This window comes from Granulicella mallensis MP5ACTX8 (genome assembly GCF_000178955.2).
GTDB classification, from domain to species: domain Bacteria; phylum Acidobacteriota; class Terriglobia; order Terriglobales; family Acidobacteriaceae; genus Granulicella; species Granulicella mallensis.
The window spans coordinates 4573497-4599960 of the sequence record NC_016631.1 but is presented as its reverse complement, the minus strand read 5'-3'; the positions used below and the strand labels follow the sequence as shown (position 1 = coordinate 4599960).

Below are 26464 nucleotides of genomic sequence, written 5' to 3'. Positions count from 1 at the left end.
GCATAAGGAATTTCCTTGGAGTGGGATTTTAAAAGATGTTCCCAACCCTAAGTGATCACTTTCCGCCTGTCAATCATTATTGCAATCTGCGCGCTCTATTAATGCAGGATTCGTAAAAAAGTCGTAGGTTGTCAGGGTACCCTGACAACCTAGTCGGTTTTGCTGTCCTTCTCGATGGCCTTCAGCACAATATCCTTGGTCAGCAACTCAGGCAGCACATCGGCATTGGAGTTCTTGCTTCCGGGGTAGATGACGTAGGTGGGGACGCCGCTGCGGCCTACCGCAGCTAACTCCTGCGTGATCTGCGGGTCGTACTGTGTCCAGTCGGCCTTGAGCAGTTGGACGTGGTTGTCGATGAGCTTCGACTCGACATCCTTTGAGCGTAGAACGGCGCGCTCGTTGACCTGGCAGCTCAGGCACCAGGCGGCGGTGAAGTCGATGAAGATGGGCTTGCCGGATGCGCGTGCGGCATCGAAGTTCGCCTGTGTGTAAGGTTGCCAGGTTAGCGTCTCAACCGCGGGCTTACGCAGCGGGATGATGAGCCCTCCAAGAATCAGCAGGACTGCGACGATGGTCGAACCCCATTTGGCGGGCCAGCGTCCCAGCACCCAGCCGGCAATCGCCAGCACCAGGAAGCAGGCCAGCAACGCGACGATGCGGTCGATGCCATCGTTTGCGTAGAGGTGTCCGAAGACCCAGGTGAGCCAGATGGCAGTGATGAACAGGATCACCGAGGTGAGCTGCTTGAACACTTCCATCCAGGCGCCGGGCCTGGGCAGAATTTTCGTCCACTGCGGTTGCATGGTGAGTGCGAGATAGGGCAGCGCGAGACCCAGGGCAAGCGCAGTGAAGACGAGGAATGTGAGCCACGCCGGTTGCGCAAGGGCGAAGCCGATGGCCGCGCCCATCAGAGGACCTGTGCAGGGTGTTGCTACGACGGTGGCGAGCACTCCGGTGAAGAAGCTGCCTGTTAGGCCTTGCTTCTTAGCCAGGCCTCCGCCGGCGCTGGTGAGCGAGAGCCCGAGCTCAAACTGTCCGGCGAGCGACAGGGCGAGGAAGAAGAAGAACGAGGCCAGCACGGCGACGAACACCGGAGACTGAAGCTGGAAGCCCCAGCCCAGCTCTTTGCCTGTTGTTCGCAGGACGAGCAGCACGGCGACCACAACCCAGAACGAGGCGACGATGCCCAGCGTGTAGACGAGCCCATGGGTTCGCTGACGACCACGTTCCTCCGTGGAGGAGTTCACCAATGCCATGCCCTTGATGAAGAGCACGGGGAAGACGCACGGCATCAGGTTAAGGATCAGTCCGCCGAGAAAGGCGAGACCAATGGCTCCGAAGAGGGTCACGCTGGTTGCACCGGTGGTATCCGTGCCCTTCTTCGCTCCGGCAGTGGGGGTTGGAACCTCCCCCGGAACGACTTTCGCTGTGAAATCGTAGGCCTCGGTATCGGTCAGTTTGAAGAGGCCATGAATCGTTGCCGGGAGGGGCGTAAGCTGATCGGACTCAGGCGAGACGTGCGCCCGGGGCACGCGCACGCGAATGCCATCGGGCAGTGGCTCGACGGTCTGGTCGGAGGTATCGCTGATCTGGCCGGAGTCGAACGGATAAATTTCCGCTTCTGCCTCGCGTCCGCCGGTTTTCAGGGTAAAGACGACCTCTTTGGCTCCGCCGATCACATCGACGCTCATATCGGGACGCAGCGGCCGGGGAAGGCTGGTGATAGCCGTGCCAAGGGTGCCAACGACGGCCGGCGCCGGCAGCGGGCCTTTTGCGACGTCAAGGTCGAGGCCGAGATGGGCTTTACCCGGCAGGCAGACGCTGCTGCATACCAGCCAGTTCACATGTGCATCCAGATGCACTTTGCCAGGTTTCAGCGAGGGCGAGGCGGTGACGGTGAAGGGCAACGCTACATGGTCCTCGTAGCCGTAGTCCATGTAGGGGCCGAGCGGTAACCGTGAGGGTGGCGGGAACTGGAGGGGGCCGGTGGTGATGCCCTGAGGCAGTGTCCAGTGGATCTTTGGCGGCTCCCCGGAGAAGCCGGCGTTGGTCCAGTAAACGTGCCAGTGTTCCTCAATGGTGATGACCAGGCCTGCCTGGACCTGTCCGCCAACGGCAACCTGCGGGGACAGCGATGTGAGCTCGACCGTGAGGTGCTGGGCCTTTACCGGACCTGGACCGCCATCTCCCACTTCGGTGAGCTGGGCACGTACGGCAGGGGTTGCGGCGCAAAGCAGGAGGGCGAGCGTGGCCGTTGCGAAGCGTGGCAGAGCACGGAGGGAGCGTCGTAGATCCATTTGATGATTGTAGAAGCTCATGGAAGATGTAAATATCCGAACATTGTCATCTCGGCAGAAGCTCGGAATTTCGCCTTTCAACGGGAAGATGGCGTTATGCATGGGACAGTACAGTCCCCTCGTTTACAATCAGATGTTGATAGACCCGATATCGAGTCATCGGCTTGAGCGGTTTCCCAAAGGTTTGTTAGGAGCAGTTTTGCACGGAGCAACGATGCAACAAACAGCAGTAAAGGAGCGGCGCAACCTGTTGGCCGTCTTCACGGTAGCCGCTGCGGCGGCGGTTTTTGCGTGCGGTTGCGGCAATCAGTACCGCCCTGTCGTTACGGCTACCAATCCGGTTGGGCCCGCTGGGCAGCCATCTGGTCAGTACGCTATAGCGATCTCCAATCCTGGACCTGATCCTGCAAACGCGGCTACCTGCCAGTTTTTGCCTGGACTGCTCACGTTTGTCGATGTCTCGGGCGATACGGTGCTTTCAACGCCCAACATCCTTCAGCTTCCGACGCTTTCGCCAGCGCTGCCGTCTCCCTGCGGTGCTCCTACCCCTGTCAATCCGAATATGTTTGCGCTCAATGCCGCCGGAGCGACTACAGGCAGTGGATCGACGACAGTCAGTACTTCCGGATACGTGGTCAACCCCCAGGGAAGCTTCAATGAGTTCCCGCTCGGCAATCCGACAACCCTGCTGACCCAGGACGTCGTGCAGACTGCACTTGCGGAGGGAGCAAATCCTATCAGCATGTCGGCGATCTCTGTGGGAACCACTGGTGAGACGGTGTTTGTAACTCAGGCAGGCACGCTGCCGAGTGTTGGCCCCTCGATTGCGGCACTGAGCGTCTCGCCCACTCCATCGCTGCTGCAACCTATCAACCTTCCTCCCGGCCAGATTCCCGGATATGTGGTTGGCGCCGATGGAACACAGCGTGTTTATGCGATCAGCCAGGATGCAGGCGGCAACGGGGAGGTATCCTCCATCGAAGGCACTCAGTTGGCTACCTCGGCCACTATTCCCGTGGGAACGAATCCGGTCTATGGTGTGATGACGCCCGATACCAGGCGCGCTTTCATCCTGAACCAGGGATCAAACAATATTTCGGTGATCAATGTGGTGAACAATGCACCGGATACCGGTGTACAGTTTCCCAAATCTTCGGTTGGCACGATTCCTTTGGCTGTCGGCACGAATCCGGTCTGGGCGGATCTTTCGACGATCAATTCCCAACTGGCTGTGCTGAGCAAAGGTGACGGCACGACTCCTGGCACTCTCACCATCATCAACATTCCGCTTTGCAATATCGCCTCGCCGACGGGTAATCCTACTTGCAATCTTGCCAATCCGACGGATGCGAATAACTTTGGAACGGTTTTGGGAACGGTTTCCGTCGGTGTTAACCCGAGCATGGTTTCGGTGTTGAGCGATGGCACCCAGGCCTATGTCGTGAATAACAGCGATCCTGTGCACTGCGCTGCCACCGAAGGTTCGGTCAGTGTTGTGAGTCTGTCTTCGTTCACGGTGACTGCAACGATCTGCGGCATCACGACGGCACTGGCATCGGACCCGAATGCGAACCCCACACTGGTGCACGGACACCCGGCTACGATCGCGTCGACCGCTGGTAAGCCGACCGGTAAGGTGTATGTCACCTCTCCGGACAGTGAGGACCTCACAATTATTCGCACCGATAATAATACGGTTGAGACGCATATTACGCTGCAGGGTGTGGGCATTCGCGTTCTGACCACGCAACACTAAGTAACCCCGTCGAGTTTCGGCTCGATATCAGCGATAGAATCTCTCGCGTGTTTGCGGACTGTCCCTGTCGCAAACACGCGAGGAGTTTAACGAGGAGTGCTATGAGGGCATGGTTTGACCATGTTCCTCCGATCTCATGAAACTTCGACTGGACAAGCTTCTGGTGGACCGTGGATTGGCGGCTTCGCGCGAACGCGCGCAGGCGCTCATTCTGGCGGGGCGTGTTCTGGTTGAAGAGCAGCGCGTGGATAAGCCGGGAACCTCGGTTGAGGCCGAGGCTGTAGTGCGTATGCTGGGCGATGACATGCGCTTTGTCGGGCGCGGAGGGCTCAAGCTGGAGCATGCGCTCGAGACCTGGTCGATCGCTGTAGAGGGGCTCTCCTGCGCCGACATCGGTGCTTCTACCGGCGGATTTACCGACTGCATGCTGCAGCGGGGCGCGACCAGCGTGCTGGCGGTCGATACGGGCTATGGGCAGATCGCGCACAAACTGCGCGTCGACCCGCGTGTGACCCTGATGGAGCGTACCAATGCGCGCCTACTTGAGCCGGGCTCCCTGGTGGCTCATGCGCCGCAGCGCATCGGTTTCTTCTGCATGGATGTCAGCTTCATCTCCTCGACCCTTGTGCTGCCGGCGGTGGTAGCCGCGCTCGCTCCTGCGGGCAGCCGCTGGACGGGCGATGCGGTGGTGCTGGTAAAGCCCCAGTTTGAGGCTGGACGCGAGCACGTCGGCAAGGGGGGCATCGTACGTGATCCGGCGGCTCAGCAGCTTGCTGTGGATCGCGTGGAGGCTGCCGTGCTCGGGCTTGGCGGCGAGGCGCTGGCCCTGATCGACTCCCCGATCCTTGGCATGGAAGGCAACCGCGAGTTTCTGTTGCGCGCTCGTTTTGCCTGACGCGGTTACACTGACATTACAGACGATGCCAATAGCCGCCATCATTTCCAAGCCGCAAAAACCCGAGTTGGAAACCCTTCTGCCCGAGTTGATGACGTGGCTCAAGGCACACAACTTCGACTCGATCCTCGACCCTGAGAGCGCCGCCTACGTCGGCCGCAGCAACGATGCGATCGAGCGCCCCGATATGTGCTGCCTGGAGCCCTCGATCGTGATCTCGCTCGGCGGGGATGGAACCCTGCTCTCGGCTGCGCGTGCCTTTGCCAAGACAGACACGCCTATTCTCGGCGTCAATCTCGGCTCTCTTGGGTTCCTGACCGAGGTGCCGCTGCCCGAGCTGTACATGACGTTTGAAGCCTGGATGAGGGGCGAAGCGATTGTCGACGCGCGCAGCCTGATGCACGCGGAGCTTATTCGCGACGGCCAGCTCTTTCGCCAGTGGGATGCGCTGAATGACGTCGTACTTTCAAAGGGCGCCATCGCCCGCATGGGAGAGTTCGCCATCGAGCTGGACGGCCAGTACGTGGCACGCTTTCGCGCGGATGGTGTGATCGTCTCCACGCCGACGGGTTCGACGGCATACACGCTGGCTGCGGATGGTCCTATTCTGATCCCGAGTGTCGATGCCATGGTGCTGACGGCGATCTGTCCGCACCTGCTGACGATCAGGCCGATTGTTGTTCCTGGCAGCTCCGAGATCTGCGTCTCGGTCGACGGGGTGCCGCATGAGACGTATCTCACGGTCGATGGGCAGGAGGCTGTAGAGCTGCTGCTTGGAGATCGCATTCTCTGCAAGCGGTCGGAGCGCAGTATTCAGTTGCTGCGGCTGCATCCTAATGGGCTGTTCAATGTGCTGCGGTCGAAGTTGAGCTGGGGCGAACGGTAGGCTGCCGTTGTTTTTTTTTCGCCGTCATCCTTGAGAGAGCGTAGCGAACGAAGGATCTCCGCATTCTGCCCGTGGTGGCACAGACGCTGAGAGCATCACCAGCATTTGGTGGTGGTCGCATGATGTCTGTGGTGGGCACTTAATGCGGGGGTCCTTCGCCTACGGCTGATGACGACGAAAAACAAACAACAACCAAAACAGGCAACCGCAACAGCAAAAGCGGCCTGGAGTGCCTGGGGTTACTGGCTTAGCTTCACCACGTTCGACACCGGATGGCAGAACACCTTGCCGTGGCTTAGTGCGATCTTGCGCTGTGCCAGAGCGGCCATCTCAGGATCGTGGGTGACCATTACGATGGTGTGCCCGTTCCCATGCAGTTCGGTAAGGATCTCCGCCACGATACGCTGGTTTGCCGCGTCGAGATTGCCGGTTGGTTCGTCGGCCAGAAGAATGGGTGGGTCATTGATGAGGGCGCGGGCGATGCAGACGCGCTGTTGTTCGCCGCCGCTCAACTCACTGGGCAGATGCTCGGCACGGTGGCTGAGGCCTACGCGGTCCAGCGCGGCGCGGGCATCGGTTTCGTTGGTCATCGAGTGGAAGTACTGCGCGAGCATGACGTTTTCGAGCGCCGAGAGGTAGGGGATCAGATGGAATTGCTGAAAGATGAACCCGACTTTGTCGGCGCGGAAGCGGTCGAGGTCGCCGCCACCCATCGTGTGGACTTCTGTGCCGTCGATACGCAGTGTGCCGGCGGTCGGGGTGTCGAGACAGCCCAGCAGATTGACTAACGTCGATTTGCCTGAGCCGGAGGGCCCGGTGATCGCGACCCACTCGCCTGCGCCGATAGTGAAGCTGGCATCGTTGAGCGCGTGAACCACTCCCGAGCGTGAAGGATAGACACGTGAGACGCCGAGCAGCTCAATCACGGGAGCTGCGCCTTCGAGCATTGCCTCTGCGTGTTGCCGTTGTGCTTCCGAGACCATCTTCATGGTTGTTACTCACCCTTCAGTAGCGCGGCCGGCTGCAGGCCGCGGAGGACGCGCGCGGGGAAAAGTGCGGCGCATGCTGCGATCCCCAGGTTCAAGAGTAAAACGAGTGGCAGGATCGAGAGCTTCGGCCAGGTGGCCGTGCCAAAGTTTGCGATACCGATCGCCCAGGCCAGTCCCGAGCCGAGGAGGTAGCCGGCAACGACTCCCACGGTTGCAAGGACAAGCGCCTCCAGTAGAAAGTGAGCAAACAACTGAGACTGCGAGGCTCCCAGCGCCTTCATCAGCGCGAAGTCGCGGCGGCGTTCAAGGACGCTCGCTGAAAGTGTCGCGAGTACGCTGACCGCTACGGTCAACGCGATCAATAGAACAGCTCCGTACATCAGCGCATGGGTCTTGTCGACGATGCTGGACTCGCCCGCGACGAGCTGGCGTACCGGGTCGGCATGCAACTGCGGTAGATCGTGCTTCAGCTGCGAGAGAACGGCATTTACGCGTCCTGCGCCGCCGGGGACTTGTATCTCGAGGACATGAGGCTGCACGCCGACCCAGTTTTCGAAGGTCGCGAGCGGGAGATAGATGCGTGAGTCCTCGTCACCGCCGGTGCTCAGGCGTCCTGTGCCGTGCAGTGTGAGTGCTTTGCCCGCATAGGTGAGCGTTACTTCCTTCTCGTTGGCGATGAAGCCCGCAGCACGCTGGCCAAGCAGGACTTGATCGGGTTGGCTAGGCCATGTGCCGACCTTCCACCAGTTGTCGAGCTTCTGCATGGTGGCGAAGTCCACTCCCGCAACAACGACCGGAGTCTTGCGGTCGGTCGTCGCGATGGCATAGGAGATAGGGGCGGTGAGTGAGTTGGTGCCCGCGATGTTCTGGACCTGCAGGATCTCATCCGGAGAGATGGCGGCGGTGGTCGAGGTGACAACGACGTTGGCACCGAAGCTGCGGAACTCGTGATGCAGCTTCGCGTCGAGGTCGTTGTAGAGCGTGAGCAGCGCCGTCGACACGGCTGCTGAAACCGTCAGCGCGGCCAGTGCGGAGAAGCTGCGCGCACGGCGATGCGCGAGCGAGCGCAAGAGCATTCGCCCAAGAGAGATGTTCGTCTTGTTGGTTGCCGTCGTGCTCATGCGTTATTCCTTAAGACGGCGGAGGGATCCATACGTAAGGCGCTACGGATCGAGGCGGTGCTTCCGGCGATGGCGACCAGAAGCGCAATGCCCAGGACCACCGGCAGCAGCGCCGGGTTGAAGGCATGAGCCATGGCTATAGGCAGAGTGATTCCTGATTGCTCGCCAAAGATTCTCGCCGTCAGCAGTGCTGCGAGAAGGGAGCCGATTCCATAGCCCACGATTCCTCCCAGGAGGGCCAGTAGACCGGCCTCAGAGTAGAACAGGGAAGCGATGCGGACCTTGCTGGCGCCGAGCGAGCGCATGAGGCCGATCTCGGTGCGGCGCTCGAGCACGGCGGTCGCCATCGCCGCGGAGACTGCCACTGCGGCAGCCAGCATCGCCGCGGCGCTTACCAGCCACATCAGGCCGCTGATGCGTTCGAGGATCGTGCCTTCGCTCTGTTCCACCTGACGTACCTGCTCGGCGGCAGCTCCGGGGATCGCTTCACGAATCTGATAGGCGATGGAGTTCGCGTAAGGGCGGCAGTACCAGAGATCGCGCTGCTTCGGGGAAAGAGTATCGGGGTCCTTGCGTGCGAAGGCATCTTCCGGCTTGGTGCGCGCGCTGACGTCGACGCGAGAGACTGCATCGGGAAGATTCGCGTATTGCTGAAGCGTGCTCAACTCAAAGATCGCTTTTGCCTCGGTGGCATCGCCGGTTGTGAGAATGCCCGTCACCGTGGCGGGTTCGGCCACGTCAGAGGCTCCCAGCACCATGAGGCGGTCGCCAATCCCTACCTTCAGGCTCTTCGCCAGGGCCGCGCCGAGGACGACTTGGCCACTGCCCTGGGGGGCTGCCCCTTGCAGCTTCCACCACGGATGCAACTGCGTTGCGCCAGTGATGAGTTTGACCTTTGCATCGCCGAAGTTGTGCTGGAACCAGAAGCCGGCTGCGGGAACAGGAGAGGGTGGTACGGAGTCCATCTTGCCGAGACTGATGCTGGAGTCCAGCTCCGGACTCAGGCCGGTGATGTTGTTGGCCCAGAAGATGCCGTGCAGCTTCTCGAGATCGCTCGCATGCAGATACACGCCGCCGGTTGTGGGCCGCAGCGTCTGGCCGCCGATCTTTACATCAAGAGTATCGGCTTTGGGATAGACCGTGATGTTTGCGCCATAGACCGCCAGCTCGCGGTGGATGCGGTCGCCGATGGTCGTTGCGAGCGCCAGCATCGCGGTCACGGCAGTGGTGCCGAGCAGGATCGCGAGACCCGCGAGCAGCTTACGCCGCCGCTGCCGCACGAAACTTTCACCCAGCATCCGCAGAAACATGAGCCGCTACTTTCCGAAGACTTTGACGAGCGGTTCGAGGTCGGCGCGGGCGATGACGATCATGCCGCCTTCGATCGTCGACTTCAGGGGAATCGGGTTGCAGCCGCCGGGCTGGCCCATCGAACTCGCTACCAGGGGCGACGAGCACATCTTGCAGGTGATGCCCTGCTCGCCGATATAGAAGCCCACCGGCCCGCAGATGGAGCACGCATCGGCTGCGGCGACCAGGTTGCCGTCGGGCTTGCGGAAGAGCAGGAAGCGCACTTCGGTCGATTTGCCGTCGCCGTCAATGTGCACGGCGTAGCGATGCAGCTTGGCGTCGTTGATGTCCGCTGTCGGCACGGTTACCTGCGAGCCCACCAGCGTGACCGGAGTGGCTGCGCTCAATGCCGTGGAGCTCTGCGCGTAGATGAATTCGGCGGTCGAGAGGAAGATGAAGAGGAAGCTGATGATGATCACGGACGTCATCCAAAGGCGCTCACGCTTGGCGGTCCACTCCAGCTTGCGGCGGTCCGCGGGTGTCGCATCTGTCGGAACGACCTGCGGGGCGCGGCGGCGGTACTCAAACAGCACCATCAGGCCAGCGAGCGCGAGCATGGTGACGAAGAAGAAGAGGTCGTTGCGGACGATAGGGCCGATGTAGCGCATCTCCGTGGTGCTGGAGGGCAGGACGCCGTTCTCGGAGAGTTCGTGCAGACCGCTGACCAGGAGCTGGAAGACGACGAAGTAGAGAATGATCGTGGTGACGCGGAAGAAGCGCTGCAGGTTGATCCGCACGCTGCCGCGAATGAAAAGCACGCCAAACACGACGGCTGCGCCGATGCCGAGCAACGTTCCGGTGAAGCTCATCAGCTCGGTCGAGTTCAGCGAGACTCCGGCGAGGATGAGCACGGTCTCAACGCCTTCGCGCAGCACCATCAGGAAGACGAACATGAAGAGTCCGAAGCGGTTGCTGGTGAGCTTTGCCACCTTCGACTCGATCTCGCCCTTCATGCTGCGCGCGGTCTTGTGCATGAACCAGATCATGCCGATGACGAACGCCGCGGCGACGAGCATCACCCAGCCTTCAAAGATGTCCTCATTGAACTGGGTGCGTGAGATGACGATCGCGACGCCAATGCTGGCTGCGACAGCCGAAAGTAAGGCCACAAAGGCAGTTTTCTTGAGCTCGCGGCGATCAATTTTGTCGAGGTACGCGAAGATAATTCCGACGATCAGCGCCGCTTCGACACCCTCGCGGAGCGTGATGATAAAGGCTTGCAGCATCCCAGTCTTCCTAGCTGGGCGAGCCAGTTGGCACCCACGCTCGCGACGCTATAACTTCCGTCGTTTCTAGCTCGATTCTAATGCGGACTAAATCGGTCGTCAATTGGCGAGGCGTGGCAAGGCTCTCTGCGTAAGGGCAGGGAAGGCTAATTGGAAGAGTGTGGGTTTGGAAGGGGTATGGTGCGCCCGGAAGGATTCGAACCTCCGACCTACTGGTTCGTAGCCAGGCGCTCTATCCAGCTGAGCTACGGGCGCACATTGCAATGACGCAACTAAGTAAGAATAACCGATGAAAGAGGATGAGGCAACTGTGTTGTTGGTTTTTCGTCGTCATGCTGTGGAGAAGCTGACGAGCGCTTTCGTTTTGGGTGGTGCGAGGTGCATGGGTGGCCCAAAATGCGGGGGTCCTTCGTCCATTCGACTTCGCTCAGGACTCAGGATGACGACGAAAAACTAACAAGAGTCTGGTGCTTAGATCCTCAGTAAATCCGCACGTTTGCGCAGAACGGCTTGCAGAGCGTCCGTGGCTGAATGAATCTCGCTGAGGTTCTCGATGATCCAGGCGCTGCCACTGTTTTGAGTCTTCGAACGCAGAGCGGCTGCGATGACCACCATCTCTTTGTCCACCTCGCCGAGCTGGGACAATGTATGGGCTTCGTTGCGATGCCGTTGCCACATGCGATCGTTCTCCGGCGCCGGAGCGGAGCGTATCTGCGCGGCCACAGCGGTTAGCGTGGCGGCTACTTCGTCGATGGCTTTGGCGGTGCGCACGGCATCCGCGTTGGGGAAGGGGTTCTCGCGTGTCGGAGGCGGCAGATGCTCGTGGCGATACTTGATCCCGGCATCGACGACGTCGGTGCGCGCGTCGGCAAGCAGCTCGCTGACCTTGCTGCGGACCAGCAGGTCGTCGGTGCGCAATTGGTTCTCGACGCGATAGAAGTTATAGCCCCAACCGTAGAAAAGATTGATGGCGAGCTGTTCGAACTCATTGGCTAGATAAAAGGCCGACATCTTCAAACCCCTGTTCCTAAAAGGTGAGCCCCGGATGATCCGGGGCTCTTCGGTACAAGTTTTGTTACTTGAGATTCATGTTCTTATCCAGATTGAAGGAGCCCAGCGCAGAGCCACCGATATTGAACGGAAGTCCCGCGGCAGCGTTGGGAGCGGAGATCAGGCCCTTCTCCGCCATCTGCAGTGCCAGGTAGTAGCGCACGGCCTGCTCGGGCTCGAGGCCGAAGGCCTTCAGCGAGATCAGCTCACGCATCCGCGCATCTTTGGGAAGCATCAGCAGCTTCACGTCGTTCAACGCGATGCCGTAGATCTTGAGAGTGGCTGCCAGATGTTCCTTGATGAGTTCGACGATGTCATGCACGCGCTCGTTGATCTGTTCGAGCGGGGTGACCTGGATGATTTGGTTAATGGCCTGTTCCACGACGGGGCCGGCGTACTCGGCTACTTCGCTGGCTGAGATCGCCATGCCGTCGAAGGGCATATGCGTGATCAGGTCGAGTGCGTCATCGGTGCTATCGATGTGGATGTAGTAGTCCACCTGGTACTGGACTTCGGCCATTTCTTTACTGGTCGCGATGCCAACGCTGCTCAGGAGCAGCTTGCTGCGATTGATGTAGATGACCTCGTACACCCAGGGCGACGAGCCACCGAAGAAGCCCTGTGCAATGGACCCGAGCAGGGGCTTGTCTGGAGTCTGAATGGAGTACTGGCCGGTCTCGTAAACGGACAAAACAGCGCCGCGTGACTTCAGAACACAAAAGTGATTGCTCTCGACCGTGAGCAGCGAGCCGCTGACGATGCTCTCATCGATGATCTTGATGGCAACTGTTTTTCTGCCGAGTAGATCGGAGCCGTCTCGTCCGAGAGAGGTAATAACCTGCCGCGTAATAGCCACTTGTAATGCCTCGTGTTGGGATGCGAAGCCGGAACCGCTATCCGAAGACAGCTCTGCCTCGTTGGCAGAGAATTATACGGTCGGCAGATACCCTGGGCGTTACAAGGAGCGCTTAGCTTGCGGCTGGGGCGGCAACCGGCTCGGGTACAGGCTGAGGGGGAATCAGCGAGACGCGTTCCACGACATCCAGGCCGGACCGGCGGAGCAGTTGATGCACGATAGGTTCGGTAAGGCGGGTGGCGTCATACTCTAGGCGCACGGTCTTCGCGGCTTCGCTGAACTCCATCTTCCGAATGCCGTAGACCTCGCGAATCCGTCCCAGAGCCATCATGGCGGCCTCAGTGGGCGCGGCGCCGTAGCGATACATTACATCAAGCTGAGTCATAGGGAAATTTTAGCAGTGCCCGGTCGAAATGCCTTTGTCGGGAGCTCAGGCGGCCAGTTTTTTGAGGAAATCGACGATCTCGGGGCTGGTCCAGTCCTGCGGTCCGATGAACTTGCGCCGGACGACACCGTTCTTGTCGATGGCGTAGGTCTCGGGGAAGCGGAAGCTGCCGTAGAGGGAGTTGGACTCCTGAGCGCTGTCCAGCACGGTGAACAGGTGGACGGGGCGGCGCTGCAGGAAGCTCTTGTAGGCGCTGGAATCATCGTCCGTGGCGACGGCGACGACCTGTACCTGCGGCAGTTGCTGTTGCAGGGCTTCGAGGCTTGGCATCTCCTCGATGCAGGGCGCGCACCAGGTCGCCCAGAAGTTCAGCAGGACGACGTGGCCGCGAAGCTTGGCGAGATCCACGGACTGCTGACCGTCGCTGATGTGAAACGTCGGCGCGGTGTTGCCGAGCTGGCCCGGGTGCTCATTGCGGTCGCAGCCGGTTGCGCTCAAAAGCGTCACTGCCGCCACCGCTGCCAGGGTCCGTATTGCGCGCTGAAGTGTCATCACTTCCTATAATACGAATCTATGCTGCCTGAACCCAACTCGGACGGTGGTTCGCGGTCTTTTGCGGGCCAGAAGTTGAGTCCGATCTTTGGACTTCCTATGGATGAGCCGGTCGTCGTGCCTGTGCGGACAAAGGAAGAGGGCGAAGCTGCGCTGCGGTTGAGCGTCATCGTTCCTGCCCGCAATGAGGAACAGAGTCTCCCCGCTTGCCTGGCCTCGCTGCTGGCGCAGGCCGACGAGTTCTTCCCTCTGGACCACGATTGGGAGCTGATTGTCGTTGACGATGACTCCAAAGACCGCACACGGGCGATTGCGACGGAAGCCGCCACGCAGCATGCGGGGGTGCGGGTGATCGAGGCTCCGCCGCTGGAGCTGCGTGCCACTCAGCGCGCCTTTACGGGCAAGACCAACGCCTGCTGGGCTGCGGCGCAGCAGGCCCGTGGCCGTTGGCTGCTCTTTACCGATGCGGATACCGTGCACGAGTCCGGCGATCTTGTCCGTGCGCTGCACGAGGCTGAAAAGCATCAGGTGGCGCTGCTTTCCTACTCGCCACAGCAGATCGTTCAAGGCTTCTGGCAGCGAGCTCTGATGCCGCTGGTCTTCTCGGAGCTGGCAAGCGTCTACCCGCTGGATCAGGTTAACGACCCGGATAAACGCATCGCGGCTGCCAACGGACAGTTTCTGATGGTGGAGCGCGAGGCGTACTTTGCGGTGGGGGGGCATCGCGTGGTGGGGCGTTCGGTCCTTGAGGATGTCGATCTGGCCTACAGCATCAAGCGTTCCAAACGGGGTCTGCGCTTCCGCTATGCGCCTGACGCCCTTAGCACGCGCATGTATCGCGGATTGAGCGACATGGTCGAGGGGTGGACGAAGAATTTAGTCCTGCTGTTTCCGCACGCGCTGGCACTGGCTGCGTGGAGGTTACTGGATCTGGCCCTGCTTCTGCTGCCGCTACTGATCTTTGCTTTGTCCTATCTTGTGCTGTGGCAGAAGATAGCGATTCTCCTGCTCTGGGCGAGGACGCTGTTGCGGTACTCCCGTCGTGTCGCGCGGTCGAACTTCAGCTTTTTGAACTGCTCGCTCTCGGTGTTTGCCCTACCGCTGTTTATCGTGCTGCTGGTCCGCAGCTGGATGAAACACAAGCTGTTTCACCAGGTCACGTGGAAGGGCAGGGAGTATCGCACCGGCCGTTGAAGCGCGACAATCTCTTCGCGCATCCAACTATCTCGATGTAGTCTTAACTGTTTACTGAATCCTATGATCCTGCTCACTCGCAAAGCCGACTTCTCCGCTGCTCACTTCTACTGGAACGACTCCTGGACCGAAGCCGAAAACTTTCGTGTCTTCGGTAAGTGCGCCAATCGCCAGGGCCACGGCCACAACTACACACTGGAGGTCACGGTCGAAGGCGAGGTTGATCCTGTTTCGGGCTTTGTCGTCGACCTGAAGCAGTTGAAGGACATCCTGGAGCAGGAGGTCGTCTCGGTCTATGACCATCGCCACCTGAACCATGAAGTTCCCGAGTTCAAGACCGCTGTCCCCACGACAGAGAACATTGCGATTGCGATCTGGCGCAGACTCGACGGCAAGGTTCCCAACGCGAAGCTGCATCGTGTGCGCGTCTACGAGATGCCCGAACTCTTTGCTGACTTCTACGGAGAAGGCGCATGAACGGCCCGATTGCCCATCTGAGCCGCCGCTATCGCTTCTCGGCGTCGCACCGCCTGCACGTCGATGCTATTTCGCCCGAGCAGAATCGGGAGATGTTCGGCAAGTGCAACAACCCCTTTGGGCATGGGCATAACTACATTGCGCAGGTTACGTTCTCCGGCCCAGTGGATGTGGCGACGGGCATGGTGACGAACCTTGCCGACCTCGACAGCTTTGCGCAGCGTGAACTGCTCGAACACTTCGACCACGCGAACTTGAACTCGTTGGAGTTCTTCCGCGACCGGGTGCCGAGTACGGAAAATGTATGTGTTGAACTATGGCGCATGTTTGCCGAGTATCCGTATGCGAAGCTCGAGCGCGTCCGCGTGGAAGAGACCGGCAACAACTCCTTCGACTACTTCGGAGAAGGGGCAAAGATACAACACGAAGAGTAAGATTGCGAATCCTTCACGAGCGATATTGAAAGGCTGTAAACAGACCCCCATGACCAAGAAGAGCAGTAAGCCATCTGCCGAATCTTCCAACCCTACGCTCGCGAGTGCGAGCCTGCAGCAGATCTATGCCGAATTACTGACCCGCATTGGCGAAGACCCCTCGCGCGACGGGCTCTTGAATACGCCGAAGCGCATGGAAAAGTCGATGGCATTTTTGACGCAGGGTTACACGCAATCTATCGACGCGGTGCTGCACGGTGCGCTGTTTGACGTGCACTACGACGAGATGGTGATCGTCAAAGAGATTGAGTTCTACTCGCAGTGCGAGCATCATCTGCTGCCGTTCTTCGGCAGAGCCCACGTGGCTTATGTGCCGAACGGCAAGGTCATCGGCCTCAGCAAGATTCCGCGGATCATTGATGTCTTCGCGCGCCGCCTGCAAGTGCAGGAGCGCCTGACACAACAGATCGCACAGGCCATCGAAGATGCGATTCAGCCCCAGGGTGTGGGTGTCATTGTCGAGGCACAGCATCTCTGCATGATGATGCGTGGCGTCGAGAAGCAAGGTTCGAGCACGGTGACCAGTGCGATGCTCGGTGTCTTCAAATCGCAGCAGCAGACGCGCAACGAGTTTCTCTCACTCGTCGAACGGCGGCGTTAGCTGCATGAATGGTCTCCTCGTTCTCGATAAACCTGCCGGTATTACCTCTCATGATGTCGTCTCGATTGTGCGCCGCGCTACAGGCGAACGCTCCGTTGGACACCTGGGCACGCTAGACCCGATGGCTACGGGGGTTCTGCCGCTGCTGCTCGGCAAGTACACACGCCTGGCGCAGTTTTTTGGCCAGGCGGAAAAGCAATACACCGGCGATATTCGCTTCGGCTTTGCTACGGATACCTTCGACGCCGAAGGCACACCTGCGGCCGAGCCGCAGGCATTGACGCAGTCGCTCGACGAGCTGCGTGTGCTGGCACAGCACTTCCATGGGGAGATGGACCAGATGCCGCCGGTCTTCTCCGCGAAGAAGATCAACGGTGTTCCTGCGCACAAGCTCGCACGCGCGGGAAAAGAAGTTCCAGTAAAGCCTGCTCGCATCTGCATCCACTCGTTTGAGCTAAAGGGTCTTGAAGGCGACACTGCTGACTTTGCGATGCATGTTTCAGCGGGTGGCTATGTGCGTTCGGTAGCCCATGAGCTTGGACAGTTTGCCGGTTGTGGAGCGCATCTCTCGTCGTTGCGACGTACACAGGCTGGCGCTTTTACTCTCGATCAGGCGATTACGGTTGACGATCTGAAGACGCTAAACGTTGCTGAGATCGAGGCGCGACTACCGCACCCGCGCACGTTGTTGCCGGAGATGCCTTCGGTCACGGTGGATGAGCAGACGGCAGGCCGCATTCGCAACGGGATGCAGGTGAATGTGCCGGAGTTTTCGCAGGCGTCGCTGGTAAAGGTCTTTACGGGGCCGCGCGAAATGATTGCGATCGCTCGGCGTATTGCAGGTACGTTGATGCAGCCGATTGTGGTGCTTGCGTAGTTTTTGTTGCTGCTTGTTTTTCGCCGTCATCCTGAGGCGTAGCCGAAGGGCCCCCGCATTCGTGGTGGCACCGAGACATGGGTGAGAACCGCGAGATCGTGCCCGGGCGCCCTTGGTGGGTGCGGGCGTCTGTGGTGGCCCCAATGCGGGGGCCTTCGCGTACCGCTCAGGATGACGGCGAAAAACAGGCAACGGCAAAAGCAAGTGCAGATTCTTGCAGCGTCTGTCTGTCGGTGGCTTAGCGCTTCAACAAAGGCTCGATCAAGCGCTGGACATTGACCGCAACCTGCTGATTGCCCTTTGCAGTGGCATGAGTGCTGTCGTCCTGCATGTCGCCGGGCACGCCGTACACTCCCTGTAGCAAGAACGGGAGCAGCGGCACGTGATACTTTTTCGCCAGTGCCGGATACATCGCGTTGAACTTTGCGATGTAATCGGGACCGTAGTCCGGGGGCAGGGTAATTCCGGCGAGTACGACTTTGGTACCGCTGGCCTGCAGTTGTTCGACGATGCTCGCAAGGCTCTGCTGGGTCTGTTCGAGTTGCAGGCCGCGTAGACCGTCATTGCCGCCAAATTCGACCACAACCAGTTCGGGATGTTGCGCGATTACCCGAGCGATGCGGTTCAGGCCGTCTTTTGTGGTGTTGCCGCTTACCCCGGCATTTACGACATGATAGTGAAAGCCTGCGTCGTCGAGCCTCTGCTGAAGATAATCCGGATAGCTCTGGCCGGGGTCTGTCCCATAGCCTGCGGTCAGGCTATCGCCGAAACAGACGATGACGGGGCGATCCGATACCGGAGCGGCGGCCACGGGCCTTTGCGGGACGGGCTGCTGCGTGTTCTGGCTTGTCTCTGCCGGCCCGGCCGTGTCGGACTTACAGCCGCTGAGCGCCAGGGATGCGCAGAGCACAGCTAAGATAGGAAGCATATTGAGTCGCTGCACAAGTCGATTCTACCCAGAGGGCCCGCCGCTTTGCTCGAAACTCCGTCAGCTTCCTCATCGTCCATGATCGTCGTCGAGTCTCTGCGCAAGTCGCTGCGGACGGGAACCACCACGGTCGAAATCCTCAAGGGCATCGATTTCACCATCGATAAGGGCGAGTTTGCCGCCATCATGGGGGCCTCGGGCTCGGGGAAATCGACGCTGCTCGGCTTGCTCGCGGGGCTCGATAATCCGACCTCCGGCAACGTGCATCTCAACGGCACAGCCATCAGCTATCTGCCAGAAGACAAGCTCGCAAAGCTGCGGGGACGCACCATCGGCTTCGTCTTCCAGAGCTATCAGCTCATCCCCACGCTGACTGCGCTGGAGAACGTGCTGCTGCCCTACGAGTTGAACGATGAATCCGGCGACCGCAAGGCGGGCCTGGAACGTGCGCGGCAACTGCTCGTGTCGGTTGGCCTGGAGTCGCGGCTCGACCACTATCCGGTGCAGCTCTCCGGCGGGGAACAGCAGCGCGTTGCCCTGGCGAGGGCGTTTATTCTGCGTCCGCCGATCGTGCTGGCCGATGAACCTACCGGCAACCTCGATACCTCCAACGGTAAGCATGTGCTCGATCTTCTGCTCCAGCTCAATCACGCTGAGGGCACGACGCTGGTGCTCGTTACGCATGATCCTGCGCTGGCCGATTACGCGACCCGCGTCATTACACTGCGTGACGGTCTGGTCGTCAGCGATCACCGACAATCTCCTGTCGCAACACAGCTCTGAGGAAGGGAATACTACGGATGCCCAGCCTCAGCTATTCCACCGCCGCCCGTATTGCCGCTCGCGAACTTCGATCTTCGCGTGGCAAGTTCACGTTTGTTCTGTTGTCCGTGGCTATCGGCGTCGCCGCGCTCACGGGCGTGCGCGGCTTCTCGTCTTCGTTTCGCACGATGCTCCTTCTACGTGCCCGCAGCATTATGGCGGCGGATGTCTCCGCGCGCACAACGCAGCAACTTACCCCGCAGGAACAGGCTGGCCTGGATAAGCTCGTTGCCGCCGGTGGAGACGAGAGTCCTGTTACTGAACTGCTTTCGATGGCCTCGTCCACAGCCTCGCTCGATCCTCTTCTGGTTTCGGTGAAGGCCGTCGATCCAGAGAAGTATCCGTTCTACGGAGAGGTTGTATTGTCCCCGGTGATGCCCATAGCCCAGGCTTTGACGCCTGCGACTGTCGCTGTTGGCGACGACCTGCTGTTGCGTCTTCATCTGAAGATCGGTGACTCCGTCAAACTCGGCACGCATACCTATCGCATTGTTGCGACGGTGGTCGATGAGCCGGATAGACTCTCGGGTTCGTTTGCTGCCGGGCCGCGGGTGTTGCTTTCGCAGACGGCCCTGGTGGATTCGGGATTGCTGGCTGCTGGATCGCACGCGGCGCGGCGTTATCTCTTCAAGCTTCCGGCCACGAAGCAGGGAAGTGCAAGCTCTGACGATGTCGTGGCTGCGCTCAAAACGCAGCTTGAAACGCTGCTGCCTGAAGCGCAGATCACGGACTATCGAGAGGCTAATCCTGCTCTTACGAAAGGGCTGGACGGCGCGACTGGACTGCTCACCCTGATGTCGCTGGTGGCTCTGGTGCTCGGGGCGGTGGGCGTTGCGATGGCCATGCGCGCGCATCTGCAACAGCGGCTCGATTCCATCGCGATTATGAAGTCGCTGGGTGCTGGTTCCGGGCAGATCATGAAGATCTATCTGCTGCAGACGCTGCTGCTGGGGCTCGGCGGAGGCCTGCTCGGTGTTGTGCTCGGTATCGGTGTGCAGCTTTCGTTTCCGCTCTTTCTTGCGAAGTTGCTGCACCTCACGCCGGACTTCCGGCTTGATCCTCGTGTGTTTGCGACTGGTCTGGGCGCGGGCCTGCTGACTACGCTGCTCTTTACCTTGCCGCCGTTGTTGGATATCCGCAACGTGCGTCCAATCCTGATTCTGCGCAGAGCAGTTGAGACCAGCGACGATCCATTCACTGCCCGGCTGGCGCGCAAACTGCGTGGCTCGCTCGCACAACTCAGTGCGATTGTTCTTATTCTTGTGTGCCTCACGCTGATCGCGTCGCGCGTATCGGATTCACGGCAAGTGGGCGGCTACTTCGCGGCGGGGCTGGCGTTGGTACTGCTGGTTCTGTTGGCGATGTCGTGGCTGACGCTGTATTTTCTGCGCGTGTTTTTGGGTCGCACACGACTGCATCTGCCCTCGGCGGTGCGGCATGGTCTTTCGAATCTCTATCGCCCCGGCAATCCATCCGCCGCGCTGCTGGCTGCGCTGGGGCTTGGCGTTATGCAGATTGTGGCCGTCTACATTGCGCAGCGCGCTGTTGTGCAGGAGATGCAGATTTCAACGGCTGCCAATCTGCCGAATATTTTTCTTCTCGACATCGCAACGGACGAAGTGGCGGGTGTGCGTTCCCTGCTTGCGCATCAGTCTGGCGTTCAAGGCACACCGGAGATCCTCCCCGTCGTTGGTTCGCGCCTGCTGTCGATTGATGGTGTGCCGGCTTCACAGCTCAAGCTGCAACACCTGCCGCGCCGCGTGCTGCAGTCGATCAACATCACGTGGCCGGCAACCGCCGATGCGCCTCCGCTTGGCGACAAGGTGGTAGAGGGCGAGTGGTGGACGACGCAACAGTCGGCGGACTCTGTGCAGCATCCGCTGGTGGCCATTGCTCGGCAGGCAGCGGATCATCTGCACGTCCATCCCGGGCAGCAGATGACCTTTGCGGCGCAGGACACGCAGTTTACCGCGACGGTTGCCGCGATCTACGAGCCGGATAGCCGTCATGCGTCTTCGCGCGCAGAGTTTGTTGTGCCGCAGCCCGTGCTCGCCGGACTGCCTGTGGTCTGGTATGGCGGTGTGCATTGTGATGCGGCTGCCACCGCGCTGCTGCAGCGCGCGTTGTATGAGCACTATCCCACGATTACGGTCATCAATGTTGCGGCCACGCTGGAGACGGTGCGGCAGGTGATCCTGCAGATCACCTATGTCATCCAGTTTCTTGCGGCGTTCAGCATCTTTGCGGGCATCGTGATTCTGGCAAGCTCTATTGCGGGCACGCGCTACCGCCGTATCCGTGAGGTCGTCGTGCTGAAGACGCTCGGTGCCACTCGCGTACGTATCGCCACGATCTTCTCTATCGAGTTTGCGGTGCTGGGATTAGTCGCGGGTGCGGTGGGCCTGGTATTTGCGAACCTGCTGGCGCGCCTGATTCTGATTCATGCTCTGCACTTTGAGTATCATTTTCAGCCCTGGCTGAACCTCGGAGCATGGGCGGCAACGGCTGCGCTGACTGTGGCTACAGGATGGCTGGCGAGCCATCGGATCCTTGGCCAGAAACCGCTGGAGGTTCTGCGCGAGGAGTAGGGCCAAGCTGTTGACCCAATGGGCGATGCAACGTACACTCAATAAGGCGGCTGATTGTGGCTCCCGCCGAGCCTGCAGCTGCCGTACAACCAGCATTGCCCTCTCGTTCAATGGTAGGACTGACGACTCTGACTCGTCCAATCGGGGTTCGAATCCCTGGGGGGCAACCAATACACCCATTTACCGATCTTCCTCGTACCTCTCTGAACATCCTCGCACGCGAGGATGTTCTTGTTTTGCAGTAGCTTACATGGAAATAGTGTGCGAGCACGTCCGAGGGCGTGCGATCATAGCCACCCTTTTCTTTGGGGAATAAGTTGGGGTACGATCCGCCTTCGTGACTTTGCCCTTGCGGCATCCGGATCTACACATCGAAGAATTGCGGCGAGACCGTCTCGTCGCCTGCCTGCGGCGAGATGATCCGCTCGCTGCGAAAGCCACTCTACAAACCACTGAGTTACAGGGCAATCTTGCAGTTCTGTATCACCCGCAACGTCATCCCGATGCCCACGAACGGCTGCAAGAGCTGCCCAGCCAGATTCGGCCATTATGGATGGCAAAGTAGAGACTGTCGCCGATCTCTCAAAGCTCGGGTCGCCCACGTCTGAGAGCTACTTCTTAGGCGGCATCACGCCCGACGGCTCCCCTTTGATTGAACTCCGTGTGGGAACCGGAAATTTGTACTCAGTCGAATTGCCATCCTCAGAAGATCGTAGGTAGTTCAATCTGACTAGTTTCTCAATTGCCGATTCTCCTCAGCTAATTGATAACGGCAACCAATCTGGAGACAGGGACTGTATGTTACGGGCAGGGAGATCGCACTGTCGCAGGCTGCCAACACAATGGCTATGGCCTGAACGGCAACCTGCTCTACAAGACCGAGGCCAATGGAATGACCATCACCTGCAAATACGATGTGCTGAATCGGCTGACATCGAAGACCTCACCGGATCGCGGGAATACGGTCGCTATCCTGACCTAAGGCCAGGGGCAAACGGTATCGGTAGGTTGACGCAAGAGATTACTCCGGGCCTCTCGTGTACGCAGTTTCGTTACGATGTTATGGGCCGGATAGCAGGCACGAACTGGTAGAACTACGTAACCCAGAGTTGGCAAGAGGATACCAGTGTTCAGTACGACCTCTCGGGTAACCCAACGTATGCCTCGAGATCTTTTTTGTGATGCCCAGTCGCCTGACTACCGGCTGGATGTGATATCGCATCACGGTCGGTAGTCAGATCGGCTGTTTCCCCTTTTCTTGCCGGCCCGATTGCTGCTGGCAGCGAAAACAAAGTCGCTTGGGGATTTGTAACGGGTGATCTCGTACCAGGCAAGCAAATCTGCTGCCCTATAGCAGCTTCCGCATTGCGTGTGTGGTTTAGACCGCGCGCCTGTCGGTATACGCCCCTGCGCTTAGATCGATGGTGCAATGTCGAAGTGCCCCTTCGGCTCTGAAGGAAAGATTCTATGACCTCTCCAACCGTAATAGATGATGAAGAAGTAGCAAGCCAGGGGCAGCACGAGTGACCGGTGGATGCCAAAGTGATCCGCGAGATAGCCCATGAGGAGCGGAATCAGCGCGCCTCCAACAATCCCTTGAACCAGCAATCCCGATCCACGGCCGGTGAGTGGGCCCAGTTCGGCCACGGCGAGAGTGAAAATTGTGGGAAACATGATCGAGTTGAACAGGCCGACAGCTAAGATCGTGATCTCCGCAAAGTGGCCAGTTCCAATCAGAGAGCTGAACACCAGAATCGCAGCGCCGACTCCGCTCAGAGCGAGCATGTTTGCGGCGGAGATCTTCTGCATCAGGTAGGAGCCAATAAAGCGTCCAACCATCATGCCTCCCCAATAGAAGGCCACCATCTTTGCGGCGCGCTCAAGAGGCAAGCCGGCGATCTTCGGGTCTGCAAGATACTTGGCTAGAAAGCTGCCAATAGAAACCTCAGCCCCAACATAGATGAAGATGGCTAGGGCACCGAGATAGAGGTGCGGGTGATTCCAGATGCTGTCTTTGTGATGCTCCTGGCTCGTGGGCCTGAAGTCTTGCGTTACTTCCAGTCGGGGGAATTTATACAGAGCGATGGCCACTGCGAGCAGGATCAATATGCCTGCAAGGATGTAATAGGGCAGTTTGACGGAAGCTGCTTGCTGGGCCCGCGTGAGAGCGGCTCCGTGGTTCAACGCGGCGTTCTTAGCGGCAACAGCCGCTCCACCGAGAATGAGAATACTGCCGAAATAGGGAGCGACGGTGTCGCCAAGAGTGTTGAAAGCCTGTGTGAGATTGAGGCGGCTCGAAGCTGTCTCTGCTGGACCGAGAATCGTTACGTACGGATTTGCCGCAACCTGGAGCATGGTTACACCCGCCGCCAGGACGATCTGCGCGCCCAGAAAGAAGCCATACGTCACCGTCGTGGCAGCAGGGATGAACAGCAAGGCTCCCATGCCCATGACCAGCAGTCCGATTACCATTGTGCGCTGGTACCCGACCCACTCCACCAGCTTGCCAGCAGGCTGCGCAAAGATGAAATAGGAGCTGAAGAACGCCAGTTGGATGAGGGACGCTTGCAGGTAGCTGAGCGAGAAGATGCCTTGCAGGTGAGGGATCAGCACATCATTTAAAACGGTGCAGAATCCCCACATGAAGAACAACGTGGTGACCATCGCCATCGCACTGTAATTTGTGGTGCCTGGACCATAGGAGGAACTGCGCGTGCTGCTGATGCCTGCGATTGCCATGTGATGGGGTGAACCTTTCTGTTGATCATTCGTTTCATGCCTGCGATACGTATCTTGACGTCGATCAAAGGTTAAGATACAGGTCTCCTGGAAATCGTCTTGCTAATCTTTTCCATCAATTTGGATAGGATCACCTCAGTGAAGTCTTGCGTTCGAGCGGACGAGAGCGTGACGAGCCTCCGACCGAAACAACATATTCGCCGTCGAGCCATTGCCAGGCGTCTTTCTGCTCACTAAAGCTGGCAAATGCGAGAGGCTCGAGTGTTATGGTCACGGTCTTGTTTTCTCCCGCTTTGAGCGAAACACGCTGCCATCCTGCAAGGCGACGAAAGTTCTCGCCACTTGCGAGGGGGAGCTGGACGTAGACCTGTGATATCTCGGTACCGTCGCGCTTTCCGGTGTTGGTCAGGGTAAAGGTGACCGCGTGGCCGGCAGCATTGACCTTCAGGCCAGTGTAGCTGTACGTGGTGTAGGACAGGCCATATCCAAAGGCGAAAAGGGGTTCCTTGTCTTCGGAATCAAACCATTTGTACCCGAAACGCACGCCTTCCGTATAGTTGGCGGGAAAGCTTTCGCGCTTATTTTCAGAGATCCAGTGCTCTGGGAGGCCACCGTTCGCTATCTGGTAGGACATGCCGAAGATGCGCGCATGAGGAAGATCGGCCTCCGACTTCGCGAATGTGATGGGCAGTTTGCCCGATGGGTTCACCGAACCGAAGAGCAGGTTCGCAATAGCCTGTCCTCCGGCGATGCCCGGATACCATGCTTCCAGAATGCCGGCGACTTGATTGACCCAGGGCATGGAGACCGGATTGCCCGTGATGAGGATGACAACAGTGTGTGGATTGGCCGCAGCCACGGCGCGAATCAAGGCGTCCTGGTTGTTGGGCAGCGATAGCGTCGGCGCGTCGCCACCTTCGCTCATGTACTGGTCGGCGAAGACGATCGCTACGTCCGCGCTCTTAGCCAGTCTTGCGGCGGAGGCAGGGTCCGTGCCCGGATCGAAGCGAACGGTCGCATCCGGGACGTGTTCCCGAATATAACGAAGCGGCGCTGAGGGGAAGTACACGGGCTCACCCCACTTGCTGGGGCGCGACGGATCGAGCGCGTTGCCTCCAGGAGCATCGACCTGCGCCGAGCCCCCGCCAGACATAATGCCGCGGTCGGCATGGGCACCGATCACGGCGATGGAATGAAGGTTTTGCGGGTTCAACGGAAGTGTTCCGTTGTTCTTCAACAGGACGATGCTCTCCTCTGCAATGTGCTGAGCATCGTCGCGGCCGCGGAAGGGGTCCACGACCGTGCGCGGCGTTGGCGGACGATCGATAACTCCCGCAGCGAACATGGATCGCAGAAGACGGTGAACCATATTATCCAGGCGCGCCATCGGTACCTGCCCGGAGGTTACGGCCTGCTCCAGCGGTTTTCCGAAGTGCTCATCGCCCGGCATCTGCATGTCGAGCCCGGCCAGAGCGGCCTTGACGGTTGTATGGGTCGCCTCCCAGTCGGAGACGACGAAGCCGGGATATTTCCAGTCCTGCTTCAAGACATGGCTGAGCAGCCACTCGTTTTCGCAGGCCCAGTCGCCGTCGACCTTGTTGTAGCTGCACATCACAGAGGCCGGTTGGCCGATCCGGATGCCGATCTCGAAGGCCAGCAGGTCGCTCTCCCGAGCGGCCTTATGAGGCATGTGTACGTCGACGACGGTGCGGCCAGTCTCCTGGTCGTTCAGGGCGAAGTGCTTGATGTCTCCCATCACGCCGTTGGCTTGCACGCCCTGGATGACGTGTCCGACGGTAACGCCAGCCAGCAACGGATCTTCCCCGGGGTACTCGAATAGGCGGCCATTGCGCGGGTCGCGGGCCAGGTTCACGCCGCCGCCGATGGACTGGTTATAGCCTTGCGCGCGAAGCTCGCGACCGATGACGTCGCCATAGAGATGCGCCGCCTCGGAATCCCATGAGGCGGCGGCTCCAAGTACCGACGGCAGCAGGGTGGCATAGCGGCTCTGCGGCGCGGCCATACGGACGCCTACGGCGGAGTCGGCTTGCTGCAAGGATGGAATGCCCAGCCTAGGGATGCCTACGACTTCTCCGGCTCCGCCATTATTATCGGCAGGTACGGACTCGCCTGCGCGCAGTGGTCCCCAGCCAATGCCGTGGACGAGTTGAATCTTCTCCGCGAGCGTGAGCTGGGCAAGGACGAGGTCTGCCCTTTGGTCCGGGCTTAGGGAGGTATCCATCCAGGGTTTTGGCGCCGCGGGCGCTTTGGCCTTCTGAGCGTTGATACCGGGTGTGGCCAGCAAGAGTGCGATGGTGAAGAGTTTGCGCAACGGAAGCAGCATCGTGGTTTCCTGGGAAAAGCTGGAGGTTGAATAAAAG

At 59.5% G+C, this 26464-nt stretch carries 24 protein-coding genes and 2 tRNA genes; 13 read left to right on the top strand and 13 right to left on the bottom strand.

The window, feature by feature from the left end; all coding sequences use genetic code 11:
* Positions 1 to 149: 149 nt before the first annotated feature.
* A complete protein-coding gene (locus tag ACIX8_RS17945) occupies positions 150 to 2318 on the bottom strand; it encodes a protein-disulfide reductase DsbD family protein (RefSeq protein ID WP_223295376.1) in 2169 nt (722 codons plus the stop codon).
* A gap of 193 nt (positions 2319 to 2511) precedes the next feature.
* On the opposite strand from ACIX8_RS17945, the gene ACIX8_RS17940 reads away from it, so the two are divergent.
* The 3 genes from ACIX8_RS17940 (at position 2512) to ACIX8_RS17930 (ending at position 5834) form a co-directional block, all read left to right on the top strand.
* The gene (locus tag ACIX8_RS17940) at positions 2512 to 4053 is read left to right on the top strand and encodes a YncE family protein (protein WP_014266792.1); all 1542 of its coding nucleotides are present in this window, start codon (positions 2512 to 2514) and stop codon (positions 4051 to 4053) included.
* A gap of 136 nt (positions 4054 to 4189) precedes the next feature.
* A complete protein-coding gene (locus ACIX8_RS17935; protein ID WP_014266791.1) occupies positions 4190 to 4948 on the top strand; it encodes a TlyA family RNA methyltransferase in 759 nt (252 codons plus the stop codon).
* 25 nt (positions 4949 to 4973) lie between these two features.
* Positions 4974 to 5834, top strand: coding sequence for an NAD(+)/NADH kinase (locus ACIX8_RS17930; RefSeq protein ID WP_014266790.1), 861 nt, complete (start codon positions 4974 to 4976; stop codon positions 5832 to 5834).
* A gap of 239 nt (positions 5835 to 6073) precedes the next feature.
* Here the strand turns inward: ACIX8_RS17930 and ACIX8_RS17925 are convergent, their stop codons facing one another.
* From ACIX8_RS17925 to ACIX8_RS17885, 9 genes are all read right to left on the bottom strand, one after another.
* Entirely contained in the window at positions 6074 to 6823 is a 750-nt protein-coding gene (locus ACIX8_RS17925) for an ABC transporter ATP-binding protein (RefSeq protein WP_014266789.1), read from the bottom strand.
* A gap of 5 nt (positions 6824 to 6828) precedes the next feature.
* Complete coding sequence (locus ACIX8_RS17920) at positions 6829 to 7944, bottom strand: ABC transporter permease (RefSeq protein ID WP_014266788.1); 1116 nt, start codon at positions 7942 to 7944, stop codon at positions 6829 to 6831.
* Positions 7941 to 9254, bottom strand: coding sequence for an ABC transporter permease (locus ACIX8_RS17915; protein ID WP_014266787.1), 1314 nt, complete (start codon positions 9252 to 9254; stop codon positions 7941 to 7943). The genes ACIX8_RS17920 and ACIX8_RS17915 overlap by 4 nt, the downstream gene beginning before the upstream one ends.
* 6 nt (positions 9255 to 9260) lie before the next feature.
* The gene (locus tag ACIX8_RS17910; RefSeq protein WP_014266786.1) at positions 9261 to 10520 is read right to left on the bottom strand and encodes a Fe-S-containing protein; all 1260 of its coding nucleotides are present in this window, start codon (positions 10518 to 10520) and stop codon (positions 9261 to 9263) included.
* A gap of 178 nt (positions 10521 to 10698) precedes the next feature.
* Positions 10699 to 10775 (bottom strand) — tRNA-Arg (locus ACIX8_RS17905).
* A gap of 216 nt (positions 10776 to 10991) precedes the next feature.
* A complete protein-coding gene (locus tag ACIX8_RS17900) occupies positions 10992 to 11531 on the bottom strand; it encodes a hypothetical protein (RefSeq protein ID WP_014266785.1) in 540 nt (179 codons plus the stop codon).
* Positions 11532 to 11595: 64 nt separating this feature from the next.
* On the bottom strand, positions 11596 to 12426 hold the full coding sequence (locus tag ACIX8_RS17895) for an SPFH domain-containing protein (RefSeq protein WP_014266784.1): 831 nt from the start codon (positions 12424 to 12426) through the stop codon (positions 11596 to 11598).
* A gap of 112 nt (positions 12427 to 12538) precedes the next feature.
* Positions 12539 to 12811, bottom strand: a complete 273-nt coding sequence (locus tag ACIX8_RS17890) for a hypothetical protein (protein WP_014266783.1) — start codon at positions 12809 to 12811, stop codon at positions 12539 to 12541.
* Positions 12812 to 12856: 45 nt separating this feature from the next.
* Positions 12857 to 13363 (bottom strand): TlpA family protein disulfide reductase, encoded by a 507-nt coding sequence (locus ACIX8_RS17885; protein WP_014266782.1) that lies wholly within the window; start codon positions 13361 to 13363, stop codon positions 12857 to 12859.
* A 21-nt stretch (positions 13364 to 13384) separates the two neighbouring features.
* Here ACIX8_RS17885 and ACIX8_RS17880 point away from each other — a divergent pair, with 21 nt between their 5' ends.
* The 5 genes from ACIX8_RS17880 (at position 13385) to truB (ending at position 17006) form a co-directional block, all read left to right on the top strand.
* Entirely contained in the window at positions 13385 to 14557 is a 1173-nt protein-coding gene (locus ACIX8_RS17880; RefSeq protein WP_014266781.1) for a glycosyltransferase, read from the top strand.
* Positions 14558 to 14620: 63 nt separating this feature from the next.
* Complete coding sequence (locus tag ACIX8_RS17875) at positions 14621 to 15034, top strand: 6-pyruvoyl trahydropterin synthase family protein (protein WP_014266780.1); 414 nt, start codon at positions 14621 to 14623, stop codon at positions 15032 to 15034.
* Positions 15031 to 15468 carry a 6-carboxytetrahydropterin synthase gene (locus tag ACIX8_RS17870; protein ID WP_014266779.1) on the top strand — a complete coding sequence of 146 codons (438 nt, stop codon included), beginning with the start codon at positions 15031 to 15033 and terminating at the stop codon, positions 15466 to 15468. The genes ACIX8_RS17875 and ACIX8_RS17870 overlap by 4 nt, the downstream gene beginning before the upstream one ends.
* A gap of 49 nt (positions 15469 to 15517) precedes the next feature.
* Positions 15518 to 16129 (top strand): GTP cyclohydrolase I FolE, encoded by a 612-nt coding sequence (gene folE / locus ACIX8_RS17865; protein WP_014266778.1) that lies wholly within the window; start codon positions 15518 to 15520, stop codon positions 16127 to 16129.
* A gap of 4 nt (positions 16130 to 16133) precedes the next feature.
* Positions 16134 to 17006 (top strand): tRNA pseudouridine(55) synthase TruB, encoded by an 873-nt coding sequence (gene truB / locus ACIX8_RS17860; protein WP_014266777.1) that lies wholly within the window; start codon positions 16134 to 16136, stop codon positions 17004 to 17006.
* 238 nt (positions 17007 to 17244) lie between these two features.
* Here truB and ACIX8_RS17855 read toward each other — a convergent pair whose 3' ends face one another.
* Positions 17245 to 17934, bottom strand: a complete 690-nt coding sequence (locus tag ACIX8_RS17855) for an arylesterase (protein WP_014266776.1) — start codon at positions 17932 to 17934, stop codon at positions 17245 to 17247.
* Between the two features lie 78 nt (positions 17935 to 18012).
* On the opposite strand from ACIX8_RS17855, the gene ACIX8_RS17850 reads away from it, so the two are divergent.
* The 5 genes from ACIX8_RS17850 (at position 18013) to ACIX8_RS17835 (ending at position 22326) form a co-directional block, all read left to right on the top strand.
* Positions 18013 to 18717 (top strand): ABC transporter ATP-binding protein, encoded by a 705-nt coding sequence (locus ACIX8_RS17850; protein ID WP_014266775.1) that lies wholly within the window; start codon positions 18013 to 18015, stop codon positions 18715 to 18717.
* A gap of 17 nt (positions 18718 to 18734) precedes the next feature.
* On the top strand, positions 18735 to 21344 hold the full coding sequence (locus ACIX8_RS17845; RefSeq protein WP_014266774.1) for an ABC transporter permease: 2610 nt from the start codon (positions 18735 to 18737) through the stop codon (positions 21342 to 21344).
* 96 nt (positions 21345 to 21440) lie between these two features.
* A tRNA-Gln gene (locus tag ACIX8_RS17840) sits at positions 21441 to 21514 on the top strand.
* A gap of 167 nt (positions 21515 to 21681) precedes the next feature.
* On the top strand, positions 21682 to 21909 hold the full coding sequence (locus ACIX8_RS25350; RefSeq protein ID WP_083836715.1) for a type 2 periplasmic-binding domain-containing protein: 228 nt from the start codon (positions 21682 to 21684) through the stop codon (positions 21907 to 21909).
* A gap of 198 nt (positions 21910 to 22107) precedes the next feature.
* Complete coding sequence (locus tag ACIX8_RS17835) at positions 22108 to 22326, top strand: hypothetical protein (RefSeq protein ID WP_044177008.1); 219 nt, start codon at positions 22108 to 22110, stop codon at positions 22324 to 22326.
* 431 nt (positions 22327 to 22757) lie between these two features.
* Here ACIX8_RS17835 and ACIX8_RS17830 read toward each other — a convergent pair whose 3' ends face one another.
* Together ACIX8_RS17830 and ACIX8_RS17825 are read right to left on the bottom strand one after the other, a co-directional pair.
* Entirely contained in the window at positions 22758 to 24083 is a 1326-nt protein-coding gene (locus ACIX8_RS17830; RefSeq protein WP_014266773.1) for a sugar MFS transporter, read from the bottom strand.
* A gap of 130 nt (positions 24084 to 24213) precedes the next feature.
* The gene (locus ACIX8_RS17825; protein ID WP_014266772.1) at positions 24214 to 26427 is read right to left on the bottom strand and encodes a beta-glucosidase; all 2214 of its coding nucleotides are present in this window, start codon (positions 26425 to 26427) and stop codon (positions 24214 to 24216) included.
* Positions 26428 to 26464: the final 37 nt, after the last annotated feature.

Coding starts and splice junctions, on each gene's coding strand:
- ACIX8_RS17855 (WP_014266776.1), bottom strand. CDS start 17,934: ATGCTTCCTATCTTAGCTGTGCTCTGCGCATCCCTGGCGCTCAGCGGC.
- ACIX8_RS17910 (WP_014266786.1), bottom strand. CDS start 10,520: ATGCTGCAAGCCTTTATCATCACGCTCCGCGAGGGTGTCGAAGCGGCG.
- ACIX8_RS17945 (WP_223295376.1), bottom strand. CDS start 2,318: ATGAGCTTCTACAATCATCAAATGGATCTACGACGCTCCCTCCGTGCT.
- ACIX8_RS17930 (WP_014266790.1), top strand. CDS start 4,974: ATGCCAATAGCCGCCATCATTTCCAAGCCGCAAAAACCCGAGTTGGAA.
- ACIX8_RS17940 (WP_014266792.1), top strand. CDS start 2,512: ATGCAACAAACAGCAGTAAAGGAGCGGCGCAACCTGTTGGCCGTCTTC.
- ACIX8_RS17935 (WP_014266791.1), top strand. CDS start 4,190: ATGAAACTTCGACTGGACAAGCTTCTGGTGGACCGTGGATTGGCGGCT.
- ACIX8_RS17825 (WP_014266772.1), bottom strand. CDS start 26,427: ATGCTGCTTCCGTTGCGCAAACTCTTCACCATCGCACTCTTGCTGGCC.
- ACIX8_RS17885 (WP_014266782.1), bottom strand. CDS start 13,363: ATGACACTTCAGCGCGCAATACGGACCCTGGCAGCGGTGGCGGCAGTG.
- ACIX8_RS17870 (WP_014266779.1), top strand. CDS start 15,031: ATGAACGGCCCGATTGCCCATCTGAGCCGCCGCTATCGCTTCTCGGCG.
- ACIX8_RS17845 (WP_014266774.1), top strand. CDS start 18,735: ATGCCCAGCCTCAGCTATTCCACCGCCGCCCGTATTGCCGCTCGCGAA.
- ACIX8_RS17875 (WP_014266780.1), top strand. CDS start 14,621: ATGATCCTGCTCACTCGCAAAGCCGACTTCTCCGCTGCTCACTTCTAC.
- ACIX8_RS17850 (WP_014266775.1), top strand. CDS start 18,013: ATGATCGTCGTCGAGTCTCTGCGCAAGTCGCTGCGGACGGGAACCACC.
- folE (WP_014266778.1), top strand. CDS start 15,518: ATGACCAAGAAGAGCAGTAAGCCATCTGCCGAATCTTCCAACCCTACG.
- ACIX8_RS17925 (WP_014266789.1), bottom strand. CDS start 6,823: ATGAAGATGGTCTCGGAAGCACAACGGCAACACGCAGAGGCAATGCTC.
- truB (WP_014266777.1), top strand. CDS start 16,134: ATGAATGGTCTCCTCGTTCTCGATAAACCTGCCGGTATTACCTCTCAT.
- ACIX8_RS17920 (WP_014266788.1), bottom strand. CDS start 7,944: ATGAGCACGACGGCAACCAACAAGACGAACATCTCTCTTGGGCGAATG.
- ACIX8_RS17880 (WP_014266781.1), top strand. CDS start 13,385: ATGCTGCCTGAACCCAACTCGGACGGTGGTTCGCGGTCTTTTGCGGGC.
- ACIX8_RS17915 (WP_014266787.1), bottom strand. CDS start 9,254: ATGTTTCTGCGGATGCTGGGTGAAAGTTTCGTGCGGCAGCGGCGGCGT.
- ACIX8_RS17890 (WP_014266783.1), bottom strand. CDS start 12,811: ATGACTCAGCTTGATGTAATGTATCGCTACGGCGCCGCGCCCACTGAG.
- ACIX8_RS17830 (WP_014266773.1), bottom strand. CDS start 24,083: ATGGCAATCGCAGGCATCAGCAGCACGCGCAGTTCCTCCTATGGTCCA.
- ACIX8_RS17900 (WP_014266785.1), bottom strand. CDS start 11,531: ATGTCGGCCTTTTATCTAGCCAATGAGTTCGAACAGCTCGCCATCAAT.